This window comes from Flavobacterium sp. CF136, assembly GCF_000282055.1.
In the GTDB taxonomy this organism is placed as follows: domain Bacteria; phylum Bacteroidota; class Bacteroidia; order Flavobacteriales; family Flavobacteriaceae; genus Flavobacterium.
The window spans coordinates 1-23281 of record NZ_AKJZ01000053.1; the positions used below are offsets into that span (position 1 = coordinate 1).

General features: G+C 33.6%; 26 protein-coding genes and 1 pseudogene. 18 read left to right on the forward strand and 9 right to left on the reverse strand.

The window, feature by feature from the left end; translation table 11 throughout:
- Positions 1-315 (forward strand): annotated as a pseudogene (locus PMI10_RS15645) (hypothetical protein); the annotation flags it as partial.
- Positions 316-437: 122 nt separating this feature from the next.
- On the opposite strand, the gene PMI10_RS15650 reads toward PMI10_RS15645, so the two are convergent.
- The 3 genes from PMI10_RS15650 to PMI10_RS22115 form a co-directional block, all read right to left on the reverse strand.
- Positions 438-1340 carry a PhzF family phenazine biosynthesis protein gene (locus tag PMI10_RS15650; protein WP_007809732.1) on the reverse strand — a complete coding sequence of 301 codons (903 nt, stop codon included), beginning with the start codon at positions 1338-1340 and terminating at the stop codon, positions 438-440.
- A gap of 70 nt (positions 1341-1410) precedes the next feature.
- Complete coding sequence (locus PMI10_RS15655) at positions 1411-1968, reverse strand: YdeI/OmpD-associated family protein (RefSeq protein WP_007809734.1); 558 nt, start codon at positions 1966-1968, stop codon at positions 1411-1413.
- 26 nt (positions 1969-1994) lie between these two features.
- Complete coding sequence (locus PMI10_RS22115; RefSeq protein WP_007809736.1) at positions 1995-2171, reverse strand: hypothetical protein; 177 nt, start codon at positions 2169-2171, stop codon at positions 1995-1997.
- Positions 2172-2252: 81 nt separating this feature from the next.
- On the opposite strand from PMI10_RS22115, the gene PMI10_RS22230 reads away from it, so the two are divergent.
- On the forward strand, positions 2253-2426 hold the full coding sequence (locus tag PMI10_RS22230; protein WP_007809738.1) for a hypothetical protein: 174 nt from the start codon (positions 2253-2255) through the stop codon (positions 2424-2426).
- A 129-nt stretch (positions 2427-2555) separates the two neighbouring features.
- Here PMI10_RS22230 and PMI10_RS15660 read toward each other — a convergent pair whose 3' ends face one another.
- Positions 2556-3077: a TlpA family protein disulfide reductase gene (locus tag PMI10_RS15660; protein ID WP_007809740.1), complete on the reverse strand. Its 522-nt coding sequence runs from the start codon at positions 3075-3077 to the stop codon at positions 2556-2558.
- A 319-nt stretch (positions 3078-3396) separates the two neighbouring features.
- Here PMI10_RS15660 and PMI10_RS15665 point away from each other — a divergent pair, with 319 nt between their 5' ends.
- The 3 genes from PMI10_RS15665 to PMI10_RS15675 all read left to right on the forward strand — a co-directional run bounded on the left by PMI10_RS15665 (position 3397) and on the right by PMI10_RS15675 (position 6208).
- Complete coding sequence (locus PMI10_RS15665) at positions 3397-3873, forward strand: hypothetical protein (protein ID WP_007809742.1); 477 nt, start codon at positions 3397-3399, stop codon at positions 3871-3873.
- A 158-nt stretch (positions 3874-4031) separates the two neighbouring features.
- Positions 4032-4571 (forward strand): DMP19 family protein, encoded by a 540-nt coding sequence (locus tag PMI10_RS15670; protein ID WP_007809745.1) that lies wholly within the window; start codon positions 4032-4034, stop codon positions 4569-4571.
- 92 nt (positions 4572-4663) lie between these two features.
- A complete protein-coding gene (locus tag PMI10_RS15675) occupies positions 4664-6208 on the forward strand; it encodes a patatin-like phospholipase family protein (RefSeq protein WP_007809747.1) in 1545 nt (514 codons plus the stop codon).
- Between the two features lie 129 nt (positions 6209-6337).
- Here the strand turns inward: PMI10_RS15675 and PMI10_RS15680 are convergent, their stop codons facing one another.
- On the reverse strand, positions 6338-6949 hold the full coding sequence (locus tag PMI10_RS15680; protein ID WP_007809749.1) for a DapH/DapD/GlmU-related protein: 612 nt from the start codon (positions 6947-6949) through the stop codon (positions 6338-6340).
- Positions 6950-7252: 303 nt separating this feature from the next.
- On the opposite strand from PMI10_RS15680, the gene serS reads away from it, so the two are divergent.
- The 6 genes from serS to proC all read left to right on the forward strand — a co-directional run bounded on the left by serS (position 7253) and on the right by proC (position 13860).
- Positions 7253-8524, forward strand: a complete 1272-nt coding sequence (gene serS / locus PMI10_RS15685; protein ID WP_007809752.1) for a serine--tRNA ligase — start codon at positions 7253-7255, stop codon at positions 8522-8524.
- 98 nt (positions 8525-8622) lie between these two features.
- Entirely contained in the window at positions 8623-10404 is a 1782-nt protein-coding gene (locus PMI10_RS15690; RefSeq protein WP_007809754.1) for a tetratricopeptide repeat protein, read from the forward strand.
- 70 nt (positions 10405-10474) lie between these two features.
- On the forward strand, positions 10475-10786 hold the full coding sequence (locus tag PMI10_RS15695; protein WP_035631978.1) for a DUF4286 family protein: 312 nt from the start codon (positions 10475-10477) through the stop codon (positions 10784-10786).
- Between the two features lie 81 nt (positions 10787-10867).
- A complete protein-coding gene (gene rsmA / locus PMI10_RS15700) occupies positions 10868-11653 on the forward strand; it encodes a 16S rRNA (adenine(1518)-N(6)/adenine(1519)-N(6))-dimethyltransferase RsmA (RefSeq protein ID WP_007809759.1) in 786 nt (261 codons plus the stop codon).
- Positions 11637-12986 carry a magnesium transporter gene (mgtE, locus tag PMI10_RS15705; RefSeq protein WP_007809761.1) on the forward strand — a complete coding sequence of 450 codons (1350 nt, stop codon included), beginning with the start codon at positions 11637-11639 and terminating at the stop codon, positions 12984-12986. The genes rsmA and mgtE overlap by 17 nt, the downstream gene beginning before the upstream one ends.
- Positions 12987-13083: 97 nt before the next feature.
- On the forward strand, positions 13084-13860 hold the full coding sequence (gene proC / locus PMI10_RS15710; protein ID WP_007809762.1) for a pyrroline-5-carboxylate reductase: 777 nt from the start codon (positions 13084-13086) through the stop codon (positions 13858-13860).
- 67 nt (positions 13861-13927) lie between these two features.
- Here the strand turns inward: proC and PMI10_RS15715 are convergent, their stop codons facing one another.
- From PMI10_RS15715 to PMI10_RS15725, 3 genes are read right to left on the reverse strand one after another with little or no spacing between them, the layout of a single operon-like run.
- Complete coding sequence (locus PMI10_RS15715; RefSeq protein WP_007809764.1) at positions 13928-14473, reverse strand: hypothetical protein; 546 nt, start codon at positions 14471-14473, stop codon at positions 13928-13930.
- A gap of 4 nt (positions 14474-14477) precedes the next feature.
- Positions 14478-15620: a Na+/H+ antiporter NhaA gene (gene nhaA, locus PMI10_RS15720; protein WP_007809766.1), complete on the reverse strand. Its 1143-nt coding sequence runs from the start codon at positions 15618-15620 to the stop codon at positions 14478-14480.
- Positions 15621-15634: 14 nt separating this feature from the next.
- Positions 15635-16327, reverse strand: a complete 693-nt coding sequence (locus PMI10_RS15725; RefSeq protein ID WP_007809768.1) for an aspartate/glutamate racemase family protein — start codon at positions 16325-16327, stop codon at positions 15635-15637.
- A gap of 106 nt (positions 16328-16433) precedes the next feature.
- On the opposite strand from PMI10_RS15725, the gene PMI10_RS15730 reads away from it, so the two are divergent.
- The 5 genes from PMI10_RS15730 to PMI10_RS15750 all read left to right on the forward strand — a co-directional run bounded on the left by PMI10_RS15730 (position 16434) and on the right by PMI10_RS15750 (position 19188).
- Complete coding sequence (locus PMI10_RS15730) at positions 16434-17381, forward strand: 2-hydroxyacid dehydrogenase (protein WP_007809770.1); 948 nt, start codon at positions 16434-16436, stop codon at positions 17379-17381.
- Positions 17382-17552: 171 nt separating this feature from the next.
- Complete coding sequence (locus PMI10_RS15735; protein WP_007809772.1) at positions 17553-17978, forward strand: DUF805 domain-containing protein; 426 nt, start codon at positions 17553-17555, stop codon at positions 17976-17978.
- Positions 17979-17993: 15 nt separating this feature from the next.
- Entirely contained in the window at positions 17994-18272 is a 279-nt protein-coding gene (locus PMI10_RS15740) for a TM2 domain-containing protein (protein ID WP_007809774.1), read from the forward strand.
- A gap of 99 nt (positions 18273-18371) precedes the next feature.
- A complete protein-coding gene (locus tag PMI10_RS15745; protein WP_007809776.1) occupies positions 18372-18749 on the forward strand; it encodes a DUF4234 domain-containing protein in 378 nt (125 codons plus the stop codon).
- Complete coding sequence (locus PMI10_RS15750; protein ID WP_035631977.1) at positions 18724-19188, forward strand: DUF2752 domain-containing protein; 465 nt, start codon at positions 18724-18726, stop codon at positions 19186-19188. The genes PMI10_RS15745 and PMI10_RS15750 overlap by 26 nt, the downstream gene beginning before the upstream one ends.
- A gap of 57 nt (positions 19189-19245) precedes the next feature.
- Here PMI10_RS15750 and PMI10_RS15755 read toward each other — a convergent pair whose 3' ends face one another.
- Positions 19246-21054 (reverse strand): GNAT family N-acyltransferase, encoded by a 1809-nt coding sequence (locus tag PMI10_RS15755; RefSeq protein ID WP_007809778.1) that lies wholly within the window; start codon positions 21052-21054, stop codon positions 19246-19248.
- 118 nt (positions 21055-21172) lie between these two features.
- Here PMI10_RS15755 and PMI10_RS15760 point away from each other — a divergent pair, with 118 nt between their 5' ends.
- Both PMI10_RS15760 and PMI10_RS15765 read left to right on the forward strand, forming a co-directional pair.
- Positions 21173-21934: an exodeoxyribonuclease III gene (locus PMI10_RS15760; protein WP_007809780.1), complete on the forward strand. Its 762-nt coding sequence runs from the start codon at positions 21173-21175 to the stop codon at positions 21932-21934.
- 216 nt (positions 21935-22150) lie between these two features.
- Positions 22151-23092, forward strand: a complete 942-nt coding sequence (locus tag PMI10_RS15765) for an OmpA family protein (RefSeq protein WP_007809781.1) — start codon at positions 22151-22153, stop codon at positions 23090-23092.
- Positions 23093-23281: the final 189 nt, after the last annotated feature.

Here is a 23281-nt window from a genome sequence, read left to right on the forward strand (position 1 = left end):
TTTAATGAAGAGGAAAAGAAAAAATGGGATACGGCTTTAAATTTAGATCAGGGAGGCCGGGACGAATTTAAAGGCCATAATATTCAATATTATTTAGATATTTATAATGAAGTAAGAGCAAAAACCATTTCAGAATTAAAGAAAAGAGATGATGCATGGTTTGCTGAAGTGCAAAAAAAATATGATATCAGTAATCAATATTGCTGGTTTCATGTTATGGAGCACCAGTCAAGTCATTTGGGCCAGATTTTATTTTTAAAGAAACGGATTCCGCCGGAAAAGAAAATAATTCTGGAACAGGAAATTAAAAACTAAATCAGGCTAAAAATTCTGTTTTCTATTAAAATATAAAAGCTGCATTCATCAATGCAGCTTTTTTGTTGTTGTATATTTTTGAAATCGTGTTTTCGATACTCATAGTGACTTACTTGTTTGAATTATATATAAAGTTCCCCGCGCATCGTAATAACAGATGAACCCCCAACCAAAATGTCATTTCCTCTATTCATTACTTCAATCAGTGATGGCTGGTTTAATTTGACACCTTGCAGAATTTTATATTCTTTGTTGAGTTCCGCATACTTGTTTTTTGTCAAAAAGCCAATTAAAGGTCCGGCGGCAGTCCCCGTAGCGGGATCTTCTTCTATTCCGATTATTGGATTAAAAAATCGCGCTTCAACAATATGACCCTGGCTTTGATCGGTAATAGCAAAACAATAAAATCCTTCAAATTGATATTCTTTTGAAATTTCTATTAAAAGTTTGCTGTCAGGAGTACAGCTGTTCAGTAACTGGCTGTTTCTGACCGGAACCATAGTGTGTGCGACTTCAGTCTGGACTACTGTTGGGACAAGTATATCTATTTCTAAATCCTCAATCTTAAAACCAAGTGCTATTGCTATTTTATAAGTAGGTATCTGATGTTTAATGACCGCCTGTTTTTGATGCATTTGCACAATAGGATACTGAGTAACAGGATCAAAACGCGCAGTTATGGGTATCGGGGAATTTTTCATGATTACAAAACGATTGTTTTCATCTTGTTCCTCAAATATGGGTAATTTTTTTAATAATGCGCCACAAACAGCCCCTAACAAATTATGTCCGGCGCCATCTATTTCAAAACCAATAGGCGTAAAGGAGCGGACGTTGAGTGCCTTTTGTGTGTGGGAATAATAAACAAAGGAAGTTTCTGAATAACCAAATTCCTTAGCAATATTTTGATAGACCTCTAATTCTAAATCGCCACTTGTAAAAACAACAGACAAAGGATTGCCTTTGTAACTTGTATTAGAGAATACATCTAAAACGTAATATTCTAATGTTCTTCTTTCTTCCATTTTTACTTTTTTTTGATTTAAATAAAGTTACTGTTTATGTGTTAATCAAAGTTAAAATTATTTGAATTTTTTATAACATCCGTTTTTGTTCCATACTTACATTGATCGCTTTTTCAAGTCTGGAAATTCTGGTTTTTTCCTGCTTTGCACTCATAATCCAATGAATCATTACTTTTTTGTATGATGGTGCCTGTTGATTAAAATAGTTCCAGGCGGGCTTATTGGCTTTAAATTGTTTCTCAAATTCCGGATCGAGAACGGCAGGCTCTTTTTCGTGTGAATAAATTCGGGAGCGTTCTTCTGATCTTAAATCAAATGCTTTTTGGCCTTCAGGCGTCATGAGTCCGGCTTTTGTAAGTGCTTCGACTTTTTTGATATTGATGGCACTCCAAATACTGGTTTTCTTCCGAGGAGTAAACCGAATCGAATAACTTTCTTCGTCAATTGATTTTCGAACACCGTCGATCCATCCAAAACAAAGTGCCTGATCTACAGATTCTGACCAGGACATAGATGGTTTTTTGCTATTCACTTTGTAGAAACCAACTAATAATTCGGTTTCTGTCTGGTGATGCTTTTCTAACCATTTTCTGAATTGAGTTTGGGTAGGGAAGAAGGCTGGGTTCATTGATTATTGAATTTTAAAAAATACTCTTAATTGATTAATAAATCAATGTTTCTAATAATGAGTGAGGCTATTCCGATTATTATTAAATACTTGCCCCATTTTTTTACATCTTGATAGTTTTTATTTTCGGTTGTTTTTATGAATAAACCTGCACCAATAACGATTAATGGTATGATAATATCTCGAAGTTTTTCAGAATCCATTCTTTGGTTTTTAGTTATAATGAAGATTGTTCGTACTATTGGTTCTTTATATTTGTAAACGTAATTAAAGAAAATTAAATTATGGCAAAAGGACCCGAAAAAAACACCAAAAACAAGGCTTTGCATACCAAATTGTTAAATCGGAAAAAGGCCAAAATTAGGGAAGAGAAAAAAGTACAGGCATTGCGTTTGAAAACTTTAGTTGCAAAAATGAATGAAAAAAAGAGTAGCGACGAATCTGATGCTGGTAAATGACATTGTATTTCGCTATTTATCAAGTTCTTATCAGTTTAGGAAGTTTATTTTCAATCCAAAACTGACTTTGCATAAAGTTTTTTAACGGTTTTTTCATTGCATTATTGAACACTCAAAGTACAAGAAGTTTTATTTCAATTTATCAGTGGCGGTTTCCTGGCTTTTATAGTTGTCAATAATATCTTGTATTACTTTGCTGGTCAACATAAAACCTGTTAATATTGGATAACCTTCCCAACGCACAATTCCATTGGGATCTATTAAAAGACAATGTGGAATTCCCTGTATTTCCAAAGCACCATACATTTTCCTTTGAGTATCGATTGCACTGTAATACTCTATTTTTGGATCAGTTAAAGCATTAACTACCTCTTTTGATTCGTCACTGATACCGATTACTATTAAATCATTTGCAAATTCCGATTTAAAACGGTTTAATTCAGGGATAGCTCTTTTGCAGGGACCACACCATGTTGCCCAAAAATCGATTAGTACAAATTTTCCTTTTGTCTCAGGCTTTTCCGATAGCCATTTTTCTACAAACAGTTTTGGTGCTTTCTGATTGATAATCGATTTTGCCCAGAGTCTTTTTTCTTGCGAAAAAGCATTCAAAACAAATAAACAGGTTAATAGTAATACTGTTTTTCTCATGTAGTGACTTATAGTTTCTATAGCTTATGTTTTATCCGTTACCAGAACGGATTTGCAAATCTACGCTTTCTGGTTTATTTGTTTAGAGCATATTATTTAAAAACTACTTTTTTTGTTGTCTTAGCTATTCTAACAATATGATAAGGTTGTTTTACTATACTACTGAAGTCAAGTTTCCTTTATGATTAAATAGCTGGTTGTAAGTCAGGATTGCGTTTTAAGTAGGGAGATACTCGAAATTTTTTTTATAACCCAGATCAATTACCTTTTTGTAGTAATTATCTATATATTTGTGAATACACAAATTAAAACCATTCAAATGAAAATTTTAAAGAAAGTTATGTTTTTAGCTGTTGCAGTTTTTGCTTTAGCCTTGTCGTCTTCATGTAGTAGTAATGATTCATCTGATGAAAGTCAAACGGAGACAGATTTTATTAAATTCAAATACAAAGGGACTTCTTATACTTTTGACTCCGGATATCAGACTTCAGAAACCTTGGATATATCAGGTTCTGAAGGGATAGATAATACATATAAAAAGATTTCTTTATGGATGCCTTTAGATGCTACAGTCGGAAGTCATCCGGTTGTTTATGATTTATCAAATCTTGAAACAACTTATCAGGCAAATTTTACTTTTATGCCTGGCATCAATAATTTTAATGCAATTGCAGGGACAATTAAAATAACTGTTAATGACAGTAAAAAAATTGAAGGAACATTTAATTTTTCCGGAACTAAGGATGAACAAACAATTGAGATTACCGAAGGAAGTTTTAGTATATCTAAAATTTAAAAATAAAAATTCCAATAAAAAAACAGTAGTAAGCGAAAGTTTACTACTGTTTTTTTATAAACTACTTTTCTTTAATAATTTAAGATTGAAATAAAAAATATTTCTTTTCTCCATGTATTTACCCGAAATTTGCAGCACACTCATTAAACAAAAACAAAATGGAATTCGGCAGAATCATTATTTCAGAAACCGCAGCAAACAGCGAAAACCCTCAGGACGTTATTAATTCTAATATTTCGGTAATCAACCTGATGCGTGAGGAAAAAATTGATGACGATTTGATTCATGAAGATGCTTTGATGAGTTACTATTTAGATTATTACACGTCTCAATATACTGAAGGTAATTTTGCACAATTTGTATATAATTCAGGTTGGAATAAAGAATTGAACGAATTGATTGAAGAAGGCCTGGCTTTAATTGGTGCCGAAAAACATTTGGAATTATTTCAGGCGCAAGCCAAAAAAGCCCGCTTGATGAGCAGTGTCAAACTAGGAAAATTCCTGAAAGGAAAACTTGAAGGCGTAAATCCAATCAGAGATTTACTGAATAACGATACTTTCTTTGAATTAGAAGAAAACCTGATTGTACTTAACGCCGGTTTTTTAAAATCCCATCCGGATACCGAAGTGCTTTCGGTTGATGAAATGTTTACAGTTTTGGAGGAATTCACAGGACACGAGATCAAAAGACAGTAGTTAAATATTTTCAAATTTTTGAAAAATTGATTCAGTGATTTTTAACTTTGTTAACTTCGCTTGTAGTGATTTAGCTTTTTAATTGAATCAAAATGAAATACAGATATTGTCAGGCATTCCTCATTCTACTTTTTCAAATAGGTTTTTCTCAAAATAAAATTTCGTTATTTTCTGAAATCAATTATAATTCCATTCCGTCTGTGTCATTGAGCGATTATAAATCAGTTCAGGAGCGGGATAAAAAGTTTCAAAATCCTAATATTGCTTTAGGAATTGGGATTTCAGGTGGAGGATCAAGAGCTCAGTTTTTTAGTATGGGCGTACTTTTGGGATTAGAAGAAATTCAGGAAAACAATTCAGAACATAATTTTTTAAACGAAATCGATTATTTTTCTACTGTTTCCGGAGGCTGTTATTCTGCGGGATATTATCTAACGATCCTGAAAAACAAACTGTATCATGATAACTGTACATTTAATGAGTTTTATTTTTCTAAAGCCGATGCTTATAAAGATTACGTAGATAAATCGGCCAATATTTTGTCTTTGCTAAACAACAGCAGAAATGAAAAAGGAGATAAAGTATCCATGGCGCAACGATTAGATGCTGAGATTTTACAGTATGACAGCAGTAATCCCGAAAATCCTGATAAATTTAAAACTCAAATGCTTTTGTCTGATTTTTTTGTTCCGAAAGAAAGTAAAAATGTTCCATTACTGCCGATGATGGTTGCCAATGGAACAGCTTACAATAACGGCGAACGAATTCCTTTTATGCCACATATTATCAGAGGCCTGAATTTAAATTCGTCTTTGGCGCCTAATAAAGCTTCTATTGCACTGAATGAAAATCAGATAAATGATGGGTACAATTTTCCGCTTACATATGCTATTACGGCAAGTTCAGCTTTTCCGGGAGTGCTTCCAAAAACAAAATTCGGAGTTAAGGACCAGAGTAAGATATTGTGTATTATTGATGGTGGTGCTTCGGATAATATGGGTTACAAAACTTTAATGGAGTTGCTTTATAATGATTCTAAAGTAGATAATAAGAATAAAAGAGCACTTTTTATTGATTGCATGGGACAAGGGAAAAAAGAACCCTACATAACTGATGGAAAAATCAGTCTTCTTGCATTGTTTGAAACGGCATCTTTATATACGGTTCAAACCCGATATATAACTTTTGAAAGAGATGTCGAAAATTTACTGGAACGATATAAAATCCCGACTTCTAATTATCAGGTAATTGGTTTTACGACTTTACGCGATCATTTATTGAAAATGAAAAAAGACGAACCGTATGAAAAACTAGTCACAGAGCTTAAAAATACAGATGACGATTATGATAATTGGTTACAGTTTTACAATAAATTCAAACTTGATTTAATAGATCAATTCGGTGAACTTAGTTTTAGAAAAGACAAAGATGGTGAAGTTATTTTGGCAACATTGACCAGAGATAAATTCAGTGAATTAACTGCCGGTCAGGTTTTAATTTTATATGAATTTGCTTCTCATGTCGAGACCAAACTCAGAATAACGCCCGAAGAAAGAGATATGTTACTGCTTTCTGGACGTTTGGCTGTGTTTCTAAAAACGAATGAGCTCAAGGAGTTATTGGTGGAGCATAAATAAAAGATGTACAAAGTTTGCGCAAAATTTCATGAGGAATTTTATTCTATATAATCACTGTTTTAAACATATTTTAATTCGTTCAAAGAGTTAAATCCTTTCTGTAAATCTCGAGTAACTTTGCGAAATAATTTATTTATCCGCCACCTGCTCAATCAATTCAAGCCTTTTCACAATAGTGTTTTTAATCAGGATTGTTCCAGGTGATAATACAGCGTTGGCTCCAATTCTGGAATTATCTCCAATCAATGAACCAAATTTATCAGAATTAGTTTCAATAATTTCTGAATTATAAAGCACGGATATTTTTTTTACTGCTCGTTCATTGTAATGATTTGCAGCGATTGAACCGGCTTCAAAATTGATATTTCTGCCGATAATACTGTTTCCGATATAGTTAAAATGGGCAACTGCCGTATTGGAGCAAATGATACTGCTCTTTATTTCACAGCCCGGACCAATCTTAACTGACTTATCTAAAATAACCCCTTCTCTAAAATATGTGTTTGCACCAATATAACAATCTTCACCAATGATGGCGGGCTTTTTTATCGTCACATTATTTTCGATTATTGCTGATTTATGAATGGCGATATTATCTTCAATTACATAATCGGAGCTTAGATTCAGAATCAATTTTTCGATTATTGTTTTAAGATCGCTTGTAATCTGCCAAGGCTCTGCTTGCGGAAGATCTTTAAAAGTTGTTGAGAAATCTTCTATAAAATGGTCGATAGGGATCATATTTCAATTTTAATTGCAATTTACTTATTTCTATAATTTTAATCGATGTCTTCAACGGATTAAAATCCGTTGCTACAAAATAACCCGTTCCTCCAGGGCTTTACAAAAAAACCTTCGATTTGAACTATATTGTAGGGATGGATTAAAACCCATCCACTTGTTCATTTCTTTGCGTATCTCTGTGCATCTTTTCGGAATAACCCTGAAATAACTTTTCCCCTAAAACTTTGTCGTATTCTTAGCAAACATTTCCTTAAATTTGCTTCCGTTATATAAAAATACAATAGTTATAAAAATCAAGCTATGTTACAAATCGCATTTATTAGAGAAAATCAGGAGAAAGTAATCAAGGCTTTGGCAAAACGAAATATCGATGCTAAAAGTGTTGTTGAAGAAGTGGTGCAATTAGATGAAAATCGTCGTGCAGCTCAGGCAGAGTTGGATAACATTTTATCTGAATCTAATAAATTGTCCAAAGATATAGGTGAATTAATGAAATCAGGCGAAAAATCCAAAGCCGCGATCTTAAAAGAAAAAACAGTTTCATTAAAAGAAAAAAGTAAAGAATTAGGAGAGAAAGCAGAAGCTTTAGCAACCGAATTAACCAATAAATTATATACTTTACCAAATCTTCCGGCAGATATTGTTCCTGAAGGAAAAACACCGGATGATAATTTGAATGTTTTTGAAGAAGGAGATATTCCTGTTTTACACGAAGGCGCACAGCCACACTGGGAACTGGTTAAAAAATACGATATCATCGATTTTGAATTGGGTGTAAAAATTACTGGTGCAGGTTTTCCGGTTTATAAAGGAAAAGGTGCCCGTTTGCAACGCGCATTAATCAATTATTTTTTAGATAAAAATACAGCTGCAGGATATAATGAAGTTCAGGTTCCGCATTTGGTAAACGAAGCTTCAGGTTATGGAACGGGACAATTGCCGGATAAAGAAGGACAAATGTATCATTCTACAATTGATGATTTATATTTGATTCCAACTGCTGAGGTTCCGGTTACGAATTTATTCCGTGATGTTATTTTAAACGAAAACGAATTACCGGTTTTGCATACCGCTTACACACCATGTTTCCGTCGTGAAGCAGGTTCTTACGGGGCGCATGTTCGCGGATTAAACCGTTTACATCAATTTGATAAAGTAGAAATCGTACGTATTGAACATCCGGACAATTCATATAAAGCACTTGATGGAATGGTTGAACATGTAAAAAACATTTTGCAGGAATTGAAATTGCCATATAGAATTTTACGTCTTTGTGGTGGTGATATGGGATTTACTTCAGCTTTGACGTATGATTTTGAAGTGTTTTCTACAGCACAGGATCGCTGGTTAGAAATCAGTTCAGTTTCTAACTTTGAAACTTTTCAGGCCAACCGCCTTAAATTACGTTTCAAAGACAAAGACGGAAAAAACCAATTGGCACATACACTTAACGGAAGTTCATTGGCCTTGCCAAGAGTTTTGGCCGGAATTTTAGAAAATTACCAAACGCCGGAAGGTATCGTAATCCCGGAAGTTTTACGTCCTTACTGCGGATTTGATATTATAAATTAAAAAAGTTACAGTCGCAGTATTCAGTCACAGTTGAAAAACTGAAAACTGTGACTGCGACTGAATACTATTCAAATGGACTGCGACTAAAAAACTGAAATATGAAAAACATCTTTATCTATATCGTTTTGTTGTGGTCGTCTTTTGCATTTTCTCAAAATGAGCAGCTTGCTCAATATTACTACGATAAAGGTGATTTTGAAAAAGCGAAAATCAGTTATGAGGAGCTTTTAAAAAGTGTACCATCCAATACACAATATTTTTTAAGAACTGTAGATTGTTACCAGCAATTGCAGCAATTTGCTCTTGCCGAAAAAGTTATTCAGGATCGTTATAACAAATACAGACAAGGTGTTTTTTTGGTTGAATTAGGGTATAACTTTCAATTGCAAAAAAATGAAGCCAAAGCCAAAACGTATTACGAACAGGCAATAGAAAAAATTAAAACCAGTCCAAATGATGTCTATGGAATCGGGAATTCTTTTGAGAAAAAAGTATTGTTGGAATATGCTTTAAAAGCCTATCAGGCTGCCATGCAGGTTCAGCCAAATTACAATTTTAATTTCCAGATCGGAATGTTATATGGTCAGTTAGGCAAGACAGATTTGATGATTGATCTTTTGCTGACAGAATCTTTTCAAAATCCGCAGAATGCAAATTTAATCCAGACACAATTATCCCGTTTCATGAATGGTGAAGCTGATAATACCGCTTTTAAAGATGCCATGAAAAAAGCGCTGATCCTGAAAACGCAAAAAGATCAGGATGTATTCTGGAATCACTATCTGAGTTGGTTTTATGTACAGCAAAAAGAGTTTGGTAAAGCTTTTATTCAGGAAAAAGCAATTTATAAACGTGAACCGGAATCTTTGATGAGTATTGTTAATCTGAGTCAATTTGCATTGAATGAAGATGACACTGAAACTGCTGCTGAAATTCTGAATTTTATTCTTCTAAATACCAAAGATTTAGACTTATTGATCCAGACCAATGCCAGTCTGATGGAAATCAAAATTGCTAAAGCACAGGAAAAAGAGTATCCGATTATCAATACTGAGTTACAACAATTGCTAACAACCTATGAAATAACTCCTTTTACCTTATCTTTGCAAATAATTCAGGCACATTTTGTGGCTTTTAATTTAAAAAATCCGGAAGAAGGAAAAGCAATTATAAAAAAAGCTTTAGAACTTAATCTGAATGAATATCAAAGAGCAGATGCCAAAATGGAGTTGGGTGATATTTTGCTTTTGGAAGAAAAATTCAATCAGGCGCTGATTTATTATTCGCAGATTCAATTGGATTTGAAGAATGACGTCATGTCTCATGAAGCGAGTTTGAAAGCCGCTAAAACAAGTTATTATAAAACTGATTTTGAATGGGCTTTAAAACAATTTAAAGAATTAAAATCGGCTAATACGCAGTTGATTGCCAATGACGCTCTGGAATATTTTTTATTGATCAATGATAATACCGTTGCCGATTCGACACAAACGGCATTGAAGCAATTTGCAAAAGGTGATTTTCTGATTTATCAAAATAAAAAACAAGATGCTATTGCTCAGTTTCAGAGTATTTTGAAGAATTTTAAAGGACAGGAAATTGAAGCTGTAACAATGTTGCGTTTAGGGAAAATCTATGAAAGTCTGGGGGATTACAATTCGGCTTTAAGTCAGTATCAGCAGATAATTGACCACCATAGCGACGGAATTTATGTAGATGAAGCATTGTTTTTTTTAGCAGAAATTTATAATGATGAGTTGAAAGATACAGAAAAGGCAAAACCTTTATATGAAAAGGTGATTTTTAACCATCAGGATAGTATTTACTTTGTTGATGCCAGAAAAAAATACCGACAATTGAGAGGAGATACAAATTTATAATGCAGATTTCCGGTTATTAGATTCTAGAGTTTAAGAAGAATCTAAAATGGGAAGGCTAAAATCTAAAAAAATGATTATTTACAACGTTACCACCAATATACACGAGAGCGTTCATGACCAATGGTTAAAATGGATGCAGGAAAAACATATTCCGGAAATTCTGGCTACAAACAAGTTTTCTTCGGCACGAATTGTAAAAGTTTTAATTGAAGAAGAAATGGGTGGAATTACCTATTCTGTTCAGTATTTTACGGATAGCAAAGCGACTTTAGAAAAATATTATCTGGAGGATGCACCAAAATTCCGTCAGGAAGCATTGGAATTGTTTGCTGATAAAATGCTTTCTTTCAGAACTGAATTAGAGGTTATTTCGGAACATTAAAATAGATTAATTCGATTTTTGGGTTATTCGATATTTCGAAAAATCTAATGATCCAACAATCTAAGAATCTAAAAATATAAAATGGAAAAAGTAAAAGCCAAAAAACATTTAGGACAGCACTTCCTGAAAGACGAAAGTATTGCAAAAGCTATTGCAGATACTTTGAGCTTAAAAGGATACGATGAGGTTTTAGAAATAGGACCAGGAATGGGTGTGTTGACTAAGTATTTGCTTGATAAACCAATTAATACACACGTGATTGAGATTGATACTGAATCTGTGGTGTATTTGGGTGAAAATTATCCAAAATTAAAAGACAAAATTATCTCTCAGGATTTCCTGAAATACAATATTAATGAGGTTTACGAAAACAAGCAGTTTGCTATTATCGGAAACTTCCCTTATAATATTTCAACACAGATCGTTTTTAGGACTTTAGAATTTAAGCATCAGATTCCGGAGTTTTCGGGGATGTTTCAAAAAGAAGTTGCAGAACGAATCTGCGAGAAAAAAGGCTCAAAAGCTTACGGAATCTTATCCGTTTTAGCTCAGGCTTTCTATGATACAGAGTACTTATTTACTGTTGACGAAAATGTTTTTATTCCTCCGCCCAAGGTCAAGTCGGGTGTGATGAAAATGACCCGAAAGGAAGATTATAGTCTTCCATGTGGTGAAAGGTTGTTCTTTACTGTAGTGAAAACTGCTTTTCAGCAAAGACGAAAAACATTACGTAACAGTTTGAAAACATTAAATTTATCGGATAATTTGCGAGAAGACACTATCTTTGATCTTCGCCCTGAGCAACTTAGCGTAGATGAGTTTATTGTTTTGACTCAAAAAATAGAAGCCGATGGAGTTCAAAGTTAGTAAAGAATTAATCCACCAATTAGAAGAGCATATTGTTAATAAAAACGACAAGGAACTTGAAGTTTTACTTAACGACCTGCATCACGCTGATATTGCCGAAATCCTTGATGAACTGGATTTTGACGAAGCAACTTATATTTTTAAGGTTTTAGATAGTGATAAAACAGCGGAAATCCTTCTTGAACTGGAAGATGATTTGCGTGAGAATATCTTAAGCCGACTTTCTCCTAAAGAAATTGCAGAAGAGCTTGATGAGCTTGAAACAAATGATGCGGCGGACATTATTGCTGAACTTTCGCAGGAAATTAAAGCCGAGGTAATCTCAGAATTAATTGACGTTGAACACGCAAAAGACATTGTAGATCTGTTGCGTTACGACGAAAATTCAGCCGGTGGTCTGATGGGGAAAGAGCTCGTAAAAGTCAACGAAAACTGGAATGTACTTACCTGCGTGAAAGAAATGCGTATTCAGGCCGAAAACGTATCCAGAGTACATTCTATTTATGTAGTTGATGATGAAAACCGTCTTAAAGGAAGATTGTCTTTAAAAGATTTATTGACAACTTCAACTAAAACCCAGATCAGCGATATTTATATTCGCAAGCTGAATTTTGTAAATGCAGATACCGAAGATGTTGAGGTGGCGCGTATCATGCAGAAATACGATTTAGAGGCAATTCCTGTTGTTGACGAACTTGGTCGTTTAGTTGGTAGAATTACTATTGATGATATCGTAGACGTAATCAAGGATGAAGCTGATAAAGATTACCAGTTAGCTGCCGGTATTACGCAGGATGTTGAATCAAATGACAGCGTTTTAGAGTTGACCAAAGCACGTTTGCCATGGCTTTTAATCGGTATGGTGATTGAAATTGTGGCTTCATTTGTTTTGAAAGGAAATGAAAGTACATTTCAAACCTATTCAACCTTGATTATATTTGTGCCTTTACTTTCGGCTACTGCCGGAAACATTGGTGTTCAGGCATCGGCGATTGTCGTTCAGGGTTTGGCAAACGGGACTTTAAAAGAATTCAGCAGAGGATATTTTACAAAAGAAATTACCGTTTCGATGATTTCAGGTAGTATTATTTCGTTGCTTTTACTCGGATATCACTCGATTATGTATCAACAATATCTAGTGGGAGTTGCGATTTCAATTTCGATGATTGTAGTGATTTTATTTGCTGCGACTTTAGGAACTTTAGTGCCGCTTTTTTTACATAAAAATAAAATAGATCCAGCAATAGCAACGGGTCCTTTTATCACAACAACCAATGATGTTTTTGGAATTATGCTCTATTTTGGAGTTGCCAAAATAATTCTGGGATTCTAAAAAGGTTTAACCGTTTAATCGATTAAACAAATAAACAGTTAAACGTTTAACAATAAAATGCTATTAACCAATCAAAATATAAAATAAAACAACCAGAATGAAAGTACATATCATAGGAGGAGGAAACCTTGGAGTTTCTATTGCCTTGGGGATTGCAAAATTCTCGCAAAACCATAAAGTAACAGTAACAAGAAGAAACACAGCCAGTATTCAATATTTAACAGAATTAGGAATTACTGTTTCATCAGATAACAAACATAACATTCAGGAGGCCGATGTTATCATTTTAACCATTAAACCATATCAGGTTGATACTGTTTTAGCTGAAATTTTGCCTGTAATTAAAGGAAAAACTATCGCTTCGGCAGTTAGCGGGTTGTCACTTGATACTCTTCAGTCAAAAACAAATAATGAATACCCGGTTATTCGAATTATGCCAAATATCGCAGCACAATTTGGTGAGTCTGCAACTTGCATTTCTTTTCCTGAAAAGGATAGGGAAAAGGCATTGCCAATTGTTGATTTATTTCAGGATTTGGGAACCGCTCCTGTTATTGATGAGAAATTAATGGATGCAGCGACTGTTTTAGGTGCTTGCGGAACTGCATATGCTTTAAGGTATATTCGTGCTTCCATGCAGGCCGGAATCGAAATTGGATTTGACTCTCAAACTGCTTTGGCAATTGCTGCACAAACTGTAAAAGGGGCCGCAAAAATGCTTTTGGAAGAAAAAGTACATCCGGAACAGTTAATCGACCGTGTAACAACGCCTCAGGGCTGTACAATTGTTGGTTTGAACGAAATGGAACACAATGGTTTCAGTTCATCTTTAATCAAAGGAATCAAGACATCCCTGAAACAAATTAAGGGATAAAATTTAGTAAATTCCAAAATATCAAAAATCCCAAATTCCAACGTAAATGAACTTGGAATTTGGGATTTTATTTTTTAATTAGTTGAATGTATTTCCTATCGCATTCTGAAATCTTGGTGTAGGAATTCATAGCATTGCCATAATTCTGAATTGTAAGTGTATCTTTTGCATAACTTGCGTCAATCCCAACAGGGATTTCCAATTCCTTAGGTTCAGCTCCTGAGTCGGAAATAGAATCGGTTTCATCTTCATGACTTATATCTCCTTCATATTCATCCCATTTAATACCTTTTAGTACTATATGTTTTTCTCCGGATTCATTAGTGGTAAAAATAGCTTTCCCTTTTAATTTTCGGGATTTTGTTTTGAAAGTATATAAATAGCCATCTTTCACTTTAATCAGTTCAACAGAAATTTTACATTCGTCCGTATTGTTTTGTTCATGTTGTGTTTCATAAATACCCGCTATAGATTCTTCATTTTTTGGTGTTTGAAGATTGATGACGGTTTTAGAAATGTTTTTCCCGACAACAGGTTCAGGTTTTTTATAGTTGCATGCTAAAATTAGTGAAGCTATGAAGGCGATATAGATAAGTTTTTTTGTTGGATTCATTTTGTTAAGTGGTTTTTCGTGTCAAAATATATTTCAAATAAACAAATCCGAAAATACCCGCAAGTACTGAAGCTATTAAAATGGCTATTTTAGAAAAAATAATGGTTTCGGGATCTTGAAAAGCTAAAATGGTTATAAAGATTGACATTGTAAAACCAATTCCGCCTAACATTCCGGCACCTAAAATATGTGACCATTTTAAACTTTTAGGTAAAGAACAAATACCCATAGTTACGCCAATAAAAGAAAAGAGTATAATGCCCAATGGTTTTCCAACAACTAAACCTAAAATAATCCCGAGAGTATTTGGATGATTTAAACCTTCGTGCCAGTCAGTTTGAATCGTAATACAGGTGTTGGCAATCGCAAACAGTGGTAAAATAATAAAGGCTACAGGCTTATGTAAAAAATGCTGAAGCTTGTATGAAGTTGATTTTTCTCTACCATCTCCAAACGGAATTACAAATGCTAATATTACTCCGGTAATGGTTGCATGAACCCCGGAATTGAGCATAAAATACCACATGGCAACTCCGCCAATTAAATATGGTATAAGATTGGTTATTTTCATTCGGTTCAAAACAAATAAAAATATCCAGATTCCTAAGGCTATAGCAAGATTTACAAATGCAATAGAAGTGGTATAAAAAACTGCAATGACGATTATAGCACCTAAATCATCGATTACGGCCAGCGCAGTTAAAAATATTTTAAGCGATGCAGGAACTTTATTCCCTAAAAGTGATAAGATTCCAATTGCAAAAGCAATATCTGTTGCCATTGGAATTCCGGCCCCGTTTTGAGTATCCGTTCCATAATTTAATGCCAGAAACATTGATGCAGGAACCAACATTCCACCAAATGCCGCCATTATCGGCAGTGAGGCATTTTTTATGCTTGATAATTCACCATGATAAATTTCGCGTTCCAGTTCCAGGCCAATTAATAAAAAGAAAATCGTCATCAAGCCATCATTAATCCAATGTGTGATTGAATGATGACCAATTTGAGTCTCCCAAAAAGAAATATATTCCGTTTGAAAAGAGGAATTGGCAAGAAAAAGAGAAACAAAAGTGACAAAAAGTAATAACAGGCCCCCTGATTTCTCGCTTTCAAAAAAAGCTTTAAAAGTTTTGGTTAATTTCATTTTTGAATTTTAATTTATTCTAGTGCAAATTCAACAGCTTTTTTTGCATGAATTTCGGCGGTCTTAAATAATTTTACATCAGTATATTCATTAGTAATTAATAATTCAATTTCTGTACAGCCCAAAATAATTCCTTCGGTACCTTTATCCATTAAATCTGATATTATTTCTAAAAAGACATTTCTTGAATCAGTATTTATAATTCCTTTTACTAATTCTTCATATATAATTCGGTGTATATCGGCTCTTTGTTTTTCATTCGGAATTATCGTTTCTATTTTGTGCTTATAAAGTAAACGATCTTTAAAAAAGGTCTGTTCCATTGTAAATGATGTGCCTAACAATCCTATTTTTTTGATATTGTCTTTTACAATTTCTTCAGCAGCTGCATCAACAATATGAAGCAATGGTATCGAAACATTTTTTTCTATTTCATCAGATAATTTATGCATCGTATTGGTACATAAAACAATAAAATCGGCACCGCCTTTTTCGAGTTTTTGTGCAGCCTCAATCATCAATTGTCCTAATTTCTCCCAATTTCCTTCTTTTTGCAAGATTGCAATTTCATTAAAATCCACAGAATATAATAAAGATTTACCTGAATGTACGCCTCCCAGTTTTTCCTGAATGCCTCTATTTATAATTTGATAATACAAAGCAGAACTTTCCCAGGACATTCCACCAATCAAGCCTATTGTTTTCATAATCCATTTTATGCGAATTTACGCATTTCTTGTCGAATTGATTTTGTTAAAATAATAAGCAGCAATTTTTTTTGTTACTTTGTTTTCCTAATTAAAATTTTAATTTATGAGCATAAAAATTCTACATATCGATAGTAATCATCCAATTCTTTGGCAACAATTAGAAGAAGCAGGGTTTGAAAACCATGCCGATTTTAAGTCATCTAAAGAAGAAATTGAAGCCAAAATTCAGGATTATAACGGAATCGTAATTCGGAGCCGATTCAAAATCGATAAACAATTTATAGATAAAGCGACCAAATTACAGTTTATTGCCAGAGTAGGAGCGGGACTGGAAAGTATTGATTGCGACTATGCCCTGTCAAAGGATATTCATTTGATTGCGGCACCCGAAGGTAATTGCAACGCTGTTGCAGAACACACATTAGGAATGATTTTATCGCTTTTTAATAAACTGAATCAGGCCGATGGTGAAATTCGTTTGGGAGAATGGAACAGGGAAAGTAACCGCGGTTATGAACTCGATGGAAAAACGGTCGGAATTATTGGATATGGCAATATGGGAAAAGCTTTTGCCAAAAAGCTGCGCGGTTTTGAAGTGGATGTTTTGTGTTACGATATTTTGGATAATATGGGTGATGAAAACGCAAAACAGGTTTCATTAGAGGAATTACAACAAAAAACAGATGTTTTAAGCTTGCATATTCCATGGACACCGGAAACAGACAAGATGGTAAATCAGGATTTTATTAATGCATTTGCAAAGCCTTTTTGGATTATAAATACTTCAAGAGGTAAAAATATCGATACGGCTGATTTAGTGGAAGCGATGAAATCTGGAAAAGTATTAGGGGCTGGTTTAGATGTTTTAGAGTATGAAAAACTATCTTTTGAAACCCTTTTTCAGGATAAAAATACCCCGGAAGCCTTCCAATATTTATTAGATGGCAAAAAAGTGATTCTTACGCCCCATATTGCAGGCTGGACATTCGAAAGTCATGAACGTTTGGCGCAGGTTATTGTAGATAAGATAAAAGCTCTTTATTTAAAATAATTGTTGATTTGAATTTATGATTTAATAACAGGTTTTTTCTGTAAAATAATGTTCCGGATTAGTTTTTAAAGTTATTTTTTTTTAATATTGTTTTGATTTTAACAAAATTTTACAAAAGGAGAACCCGAAAATCCTAAAAGAGTAGGGATTAACTAACTAAATTTTATTATTATGATTGAATGGTACAAAAAAGTGGTTTTTGAAAACTATGCAAATTTTAAAGGACGCGCCAGAAGAAGCGAATATTGGTATTTTGCACTTGCGAATGGATTAATTTCTATTTTATTAATAATTGTTGGAGCCATATTAGGAGGAATCTTCGGTGATGCAATTACAGGAGGAATCATTGGATATATTCTTTTTGCTCTTTATACTTTTGCAACTATTATACCTGGTTTAGGTGTAGTTGTTAGAAGATTGCATGATGTTAACAAAAGCGGATGGTTTTATTTTGTTGCTTTAATTCCTTTTGTTGGTGGTATTTGGTTACTTGTTTTGCTTTGTACTGAAGGTGATCAGGGGTCAAATCAATATGGTACTGACCCTAAAAACAATATTGAAGAAATTAATGAAATTGGAAAAGTTGAATTACAATAATTAATTATATACAATATGGAAACTACAAAACCAGAAGAGCATTGGAACAATCCTCCTGTCCGAAGAGAAGAAAACAAAAAAGTTGTTGCTGGAGTTTTAGGGATTTTAATTGGAGCTTTTGGAATTCATAAATTCTATATGGGATACACCAAAGAAGGAATAATTCAGATACTCCTTAATCTTTTGTGCGGACTAGGCGGTTTAATAGGGCTTATAGAAGGAATTATCTATCTTGTAAAAACAGATGAAGAGTTTTACCAAACGTATCAGGTTGGTAAAAAAGGCTGGTTTTAAAATATAAATAATATATTACAACAATTGTCTATATTTTGTAGAAGATAAAGGAGTAACCGAAAATCCAAAGAGTAGGAATTAACAAATAGAATTAAAAAAATGGAATTAGAGGAAACACCGAATAATTTTAATGAATCAATCCCGGTATTTAAAGTTGATCCGATTATGGTATTAGTTTTTGGATTTTTGACTTGCGGATTATATTTAATTTATTGGAATATTAAAGTTGCCGAAGTTTTTAATGCAGTGGCTAAAAGAGAAGTTATTTCTCAACCTATTGCAATTTTTGCGGGATGTTGCATGCCGGTAAATATTTATTTTTACTACTTAGCTGGAAAAGAAGCTTTGCCAAAAGTATATGAACAAACTGGTGAACTTCAAAAAGATCAGTCTACTTTATTAATCGTTTTAGGTTTCTTTTTTCCTATAGCGGCAGCAATGATCGTACAAGGTGATATCAACAGATTATACAAATAATACAAGAACAAAACGTAAAATTTACGGAATTATCGGTGCTTTAATTACACTGATAGTTCCGTTTTTTTTAATGCTTGACAATCATAATGACCATTTAGAGTCAGATCAATCATTTTGTCCTTTTAAAATGGTCACCGGTTTTCCTTGTCCAGGATGCGGAATTACTAAATCATTGGTGTATTTCTATCAAGGCGATCTGTATAAATCAATTTCATATCACATTTTAGGCCCTTTTGTTATTGCATTCTGCTGGGTAACAATTATAGTATTGATAACCGAACTCATTACCAAAAAAGAATACTTTACAAGACTTTTATATAATAAAAAACTAGCCTATAATTTGGCTTATTTCTTAGCTATTTATCATTTTATCCGATTAATAATTTTTATCAGAAACAATTCTTTTGATGATATTTTGCATCAATCTATTTGGTTCTAAAACATAAAAAAAACCATTCATTATGAATGGTTTTTCTTTTTCGATATCTTTCGGAGTTTAATTAATATCTTCTTTCTCAGATAATTTACGCTCCAGTTCTATCTGAAATTCTTCTATAACTGGTTTCATGGTGCTTTCAGGAATATCTGCAATTCTAATGTACATTAAGCCATCAATAGCATTATTAAACAAAGGATCAACGTTAAAAGCAACTACACGGGCATTTTGCTTGATGTACTTTTTAATCAGAACTGGTAAACGTAAATTTCCAGGCTCTAATTCGTCAATAATTTTATCAAATTTATTCAAATCTGATTCGGCCTCGTCAAAAATAAAATCTTTATCGGCATCTTTCAGCTTTACTTTGTACGCTTTCTTCGGGTGAATGTATTGTGCAATATAAGGATCGTAATAATTTGATTTCATGAATTCAATCATTAACGATTTAGAGAAATCAGAAAATTGATTACTAATACTCACACCGCCCAATAAATATTTATGTTCAGGATAACGCAGAGTAGTATGAATAATTCCTTTCCATAACAAGAATAAAGGCATCGGCTTTTGCTGATAATCTTTGATGATAAAGGCACGTCCCATTTCGATAGATTTGTGCATCATATCATGTAATTCAGGTTCAAACCTAAAAAGATCATTCAGATAAAAACCTTCAATACCGTATTTTGGATAAATTTCGGAACCTAGTCCCATACGGTAAGCGCCGGCAATTTTTTTAGTATCCTCATCCCATAAAAACATGTGATGGTAATATTGGTCAAATTGGTCTAAATCTATAGATTCATTAGTTCCTTCTCCTACTTCACGGAATGTGATTTCGCGTAAACGTCCAATTTCATGTAGAATATTCGGAATTGTTTTAGCCCTTGCAAAAAACACCTCATAATTTTTGCTTTGCAATAAGCGACAGTCGCTGTTTCTTAAAGCATCAACCTCAGCGTTCATTTTTGATTCATTCGCCGGAGTTACAATTTTTTTAGGCGCTTTTGGAATCTTCAAATTCGATGTATCCAGCAGTTTATGATCCTTTTCGAAAGGATTTGCCAGCATATATGTTTTCTTTCTTAAAAATTCTGAGTATTCTTCAAACGATTCAATTTCGTTTTGTTCATTTACAGAAATTGGTTTTCCAATACGTACTTTGATTACACGATCTTTTTGAGTAAGCAATTCAGATGGTAATTTTGCTGTACGCAAAGTGTCATCAATTTTAGAAAGCCAATAGAATAATTTGCTGTTTTTAGCATGAAAATAAATCGGTACTACCGGAACTTTTGCTTTTCTTATCAATTTCAAAGCTCCTTCTTCCCAAGGTTTATCGACAACTAATTTTCCATCTCTGTAAGTAGAAACTTCACCGGCAGGGAAAATCCCCAAAGGTTTTCCATCACTTAAATGACGTAATGTTTCTTTAATTCCAACCACACTTGACTGCGCATCCCTATGATTTTCAAAAGGATTTACAGGCATAATGTATTTTTTAAGCGGAACTATTCGGTGTAGTAAAAAATTGGCAATAATCTTGAAATTTGGCTCTCTTTCAAGCATTAATTTCAATAATAAAATACCATCAATCCCACCAAGCGGATGATTTGAAATGGTAATATAAGCCCCATCTTTAGGCAGACGTTTTAAATCTTCTTCAGGGATTTCGAACTTAATCTGCAACTCGTCTAATACTCCGTTTAAAAACGCAACGTCTTCTAAATGTTTATTATGGTCATATATTTTATTAAGAGTAGATATCTTAAGGACCTTCATAAGGACCCAGCCAGAAAAAGTACCAAAAACTCCGTACTTGTCAACATTTATTGCCTTTGCAACTTCTTTCGCGGTAACTAAACCCATGTACTATTTTTAATTTATTAGAGCAGCGAACAAAGATAACAAAAAACTCTACTTTTCGTTGTTTCAAACACAAACTTTCCACTTTTTTATTACATTTGGATTCCTAAAAAAAACTGTAATGAAAATTATTTCTTATAATGTAAACGGTATACGTGCTGCAATTTCAAAAGGATTTATCGAATGGTTACAACAGGCCAATCCTGATGTTATTTGTTTGCAGGAAATTAAAGCAACCCAAGAACAAATCCCTGTAGAGGACATAACTAATGCAGGTTATCCATATCAATATTATTATCCGGCTACTAAAAAAGGGTACAGTGGTGTGGCAATTTTGTCTAAGATAAAACCCAATAATGTAGTTTTTGGAACAGGAATTCATCACATGGATTTTGAAGGCCGAAATCTTCGTGCTGATTTTGATGACTGCTCAGTAATGAGTTTGTACCTGCCTTCAGGAACAAATATTGAACGTTTGGACCATAAATTTATGTTTATGGATGATTTTCAAAACTACATCAACGAACTGAAAATTACGATTCCAAACCTGATTATTTGTGGCGACTATAACATTTGCCATGAAGCTATTGATATTCATGACCCAGTTCGCAACAAAACTGTTTCAGGATTTTTACCGGAAGAGCGTGCCTGGTTGGACGGTTTTATGAAAACAGGTTTTATTGATAGTTTCCGACATTTTAATAAAGATCCGCATCATTATTCATGGTGGAGTTACCGTGCCGGAGCCAGAGGAAACAACAAAGGCTGGCGTATCGATTATAATCTGGTAAGCGATACTTTGCAGCACAGGCTTAAACGTGCCGTTATCTTACCGGATGCAGTACATTCAGACCATTGCCCGGTTTTAGTCGAAATAGAGTAATTTTGGTATTGTTATTGTAAAAGAAATAACGATTTAAGTTTATGCTTGTTGTCCTGAGCGCAGTCGAATATGGAGCTGTTTCCTGCTTCTCTGCAATCTTTTTATTTTTAAAGAAAAAACAAAAAGGATTTCCGTTTCAATCAGGGCTAGGAAATCACTTGAAAAAGAAATTTAGAATAATTAATTAAACCTAATATTAAAAGACCCATAACAAAAATGATTAAAAGACTCTCCATCGGATTACTGGTTTTAGCACTTTCTACTTCATGTGTATCTAAAAAAATATATAACGATCTCGAAACTAAGTTTGCGGATCTTAAAAAGGAAAATCGCGCGATTGCTGATCAAAACACTGAATTGCAAAATGCAAAAAATCAGTTAGAATTAGATCGTGATAATTTAACCAAAGATTTAAATAGTGCAAAAGCTGATCTTGCCAAACAAAAAGCTGATTTGGCTGCCGAGCAAAAAAAGTATAAAGTTCTGCAGGATTCGTACAATGCACTTGAAAAAAACAGTAATGATGCATTAGAAAGTAATATGGCTAAAAACCGTGAATTACTTGCACAATTAGAAGCAAAATCAAAAAAATTAGCTGAAGAGCAAGCACGTTTGGATAAAACAGCAAGTCGTTTAAATGAACTTGAAGCAATGATTGCTGCTAAAGAAGCTGCAATGAAAAAACTAAAAGAAACATTGTCTAAAGCCCTAAACGGTTTTGAAGGTAAAGGTTTAACAGTGGAACAAAAGAACGGAAAAGTGTATGTTTCTATGGAAAACAAATTGCTTTTTAATTCAGGAAGCTGGGCTGTAGGTACCGAAGGTAAAAAGGCAGTTGAAGAATTAGGAAAAGTTTTAGGCGACAATCCGGATCTTTCAGTTTTAATTGAAGGCCATACAGATGATGATCCTTATGCCGGATCAGGAGCAATTACAAACAATTGGGATTTATCTACTAAAAGAGCTACTGCAATTGTTGCTATTTTAAGTGAAAATGCCAAAATAAATAAGCAAAAACTAACAGCAGCAGGTCGTGGTGAATTTTCTCCTTTGGCAAGTAACGCAACTCCGGAAGGAAAAGCTAAAAACCGCAGAATCGAAATTATCCTGACACCAAGATTAGACGAAATAGCTGAAATGCTGAACAGTATCAACTAGGAAGTGTAATATTTTATAAAATTTGAAAAGGCTCAGAGTTTTATACTTTGAGCCTTTTTTATTGATAACTCGGAGATCAATTATAAAATGTAATGTTCTTCAATCAATTTTACATGAATCGTTCCTACGGAACTCCTTATAAATTTATCGCCGCATATTTTCAACGGATTGAAATCCGTTGCTACAAAA

What these genes read in the sequence shown, in the direction of transcription:
- PMI10_RS15670 (WP_007809745.1), top strand. Translation starts at nt 4,032, where the DNA reads ATGGAATTCGGCAGAATCATTATTTCAGAAACCGCAGCAAACAGCGAA.
- mgtE (WP_007809761.1), top strand. Translation starts at nt 11,637, where the DNA reads ATGGAGTTCAAAGTTAGTAAAGAATTAATCCACCAATTAGAAGAGCAT.
- proC (WP_007809762.1), top strand. Translation starts at nt 13,084, where the DNA reads ATGAAAGTACATATCATAGGAGGAGGAAACCTTGGAGTTTCTATTGCC.
- PMI10_RS15715 (WP_007809764.1), bottom strand. Translation starts at nt 14,473, where the DNA reads ATGAATCCAACAAAAAAACTTATCTATATCGCCTTCATAGCTTCACTA.
- PMI10_RS22115 (WP_007809736.1), bottom strand. Translation starts at nt 2,171, where the DNA reads ATGGATTCTGAAAAACTTCGAGATATTATCATACCATTAATCGTTATT.
- PMI10_RS22230 (WP_007809738.1), top strand. Translation starts at nt 2,253, where the DNA reads ATGGCAAAAGGACCCGAAAAAAACACCAAAAACAAGGCTTTGCATACC.
- serS (WP_007809752.1), top strand. Translation starts at nt 7,253, where the DNA reads ATGTTACAAATCGCATTTATTAGAGAAAATCAGGAGAAAGTAATCAAG.
- PMI10_RS15760 (WP_007809780.1), top strand. Translation starts at nt 21,173, where the DNA reads ATGAAAATTATTTCTTATAATGTAAACGGTATACGTGCTGCAATTTCA.
- nhaA (WP_007809766.1), bottom strand. Translation starts at nt 15,620, where the DNA reads ATGAAATTAACCAAAACTTTTAAAGCTTTTTTTGAAAGCGAGAAATCA.
- PMI10_RS15735 (WP_007809772.1), top strand. Translation starts at nt 17,553, where the DNA reads ATGATTGAATGGTACAAAAAAGTGGTTTTTGAAAACTATGCAAATTTT.
- rsmA (WP_007809759.1), top strand. Translation starts at nt 10,868, where the DNA reads ATGGAAAAAGTAAAAGCCAAAAAACATTTAGGACAGCACTTCCTGAAA.
- PMI10_RS15655 (WP_007809734.1), bottom strand. Translation starts at nt 1,968, where the DNA reads ATGAACCCAGCCTTCTTCCCTACCCAAACTCAATTCAGAAAATGGTTA.
- PMI10_RS15690 (WP_007809754.1), top strand. Translation starts at nt 8,623, where the DNA reads ATGAAAAACATCTTTATCTATATCGTTTTGTTGTGGTCGTCTTTTGCA.
- PMI10_RS15665 (WP_007809742.1), top strand. Translation starts at nt 3,397, where the DNA reads ATGAAAATTTTAAAGAAAGTTATGTTTTTAGCTGTTGCAGTTTTTGCT.
- PMI10_RS15650 (WP_007809732.1), bottom strand. Translation starts at nt 1,340, where the DNA reads ATGGAAGAAAGAAGAACATTAGAATATTACGTTTTAGATGTATTCTCT.
- PMI10_RS15745 (WP_007809776.1), top strand. Translation starts at nt 18,372, where the DNA reads ATGGAATTAGAGGAAACACCGAATAATTTTAATGAATCAATCCCGGTA.
- PMI10_RS15730 (WP_007809770.1), top strand. Translation starts at nt 16,434, where the DNA reads ATGAGCATAAAAATTCTACATATCGATAGTAATCATCCAATTCTTTGG.
- PMI10_RS15675 (WP_007809747.1), top strand. Translation starts at nt 4,664, where the DNA reads ATGAAATACAGATATTGTCAGGCATTCCTCATTCTACTTTTTCAAATA.
- PMI10_RS15725 (WP_007809768.1), bottom strand. Translation starts at nt 16,327, where the DNA reads ATGAAAACAATAGGCTTGATTGGTGGAATGTCCTGGGAAAGTTCTGCT.
- PMI10_RS15680 (WP_007809749.1), bottom strand. Translation starts at nt 6,949, where the DNA reads ATGATCCCTATCGACCATTTTATAGAAGATTTCTCAACAACTTTTAAA.
- PMI10_RS15740 (WP_007809774.1), top strand. Translation starts at nt 17,994, where the DNA reads ATGGAAACTACAAAACCAGAAGAGCATTGGAACAATCCTCCTGTCCGA.
- PMI10_RS15765 (WP_007809781.1), top strand. Translation starts at nt 22,151, where the DNA reads ATGATTAAAAGACTCTCCATCGGATTACTGGTTTTAGCACTTTCTACT.
- PMI10_RS15755 (WP_007809778.1), bottom strand. Translation starts at nt 21,054, where the DNA reads ATGGGTTTAGTTACCGCGAAAGAAGTTGCAAAGGCAATAAATGTTGAC.
- PMI10_RS15660 (WP_007809740.1), bottom strand. Translation starts at nt 3,077, where the DNA reads ATGAGAAAAACAGTATTACTATTAACCTGTTTATTTGTTTTGAATGCT.
- PMI10_RS15695 (WP_035631978.1), top strand. Translation starts at nt 10,475, where the DNA reads ATGATTATTTACAACGTTACCACCAATATACACGAGAGCGTTCATGAC.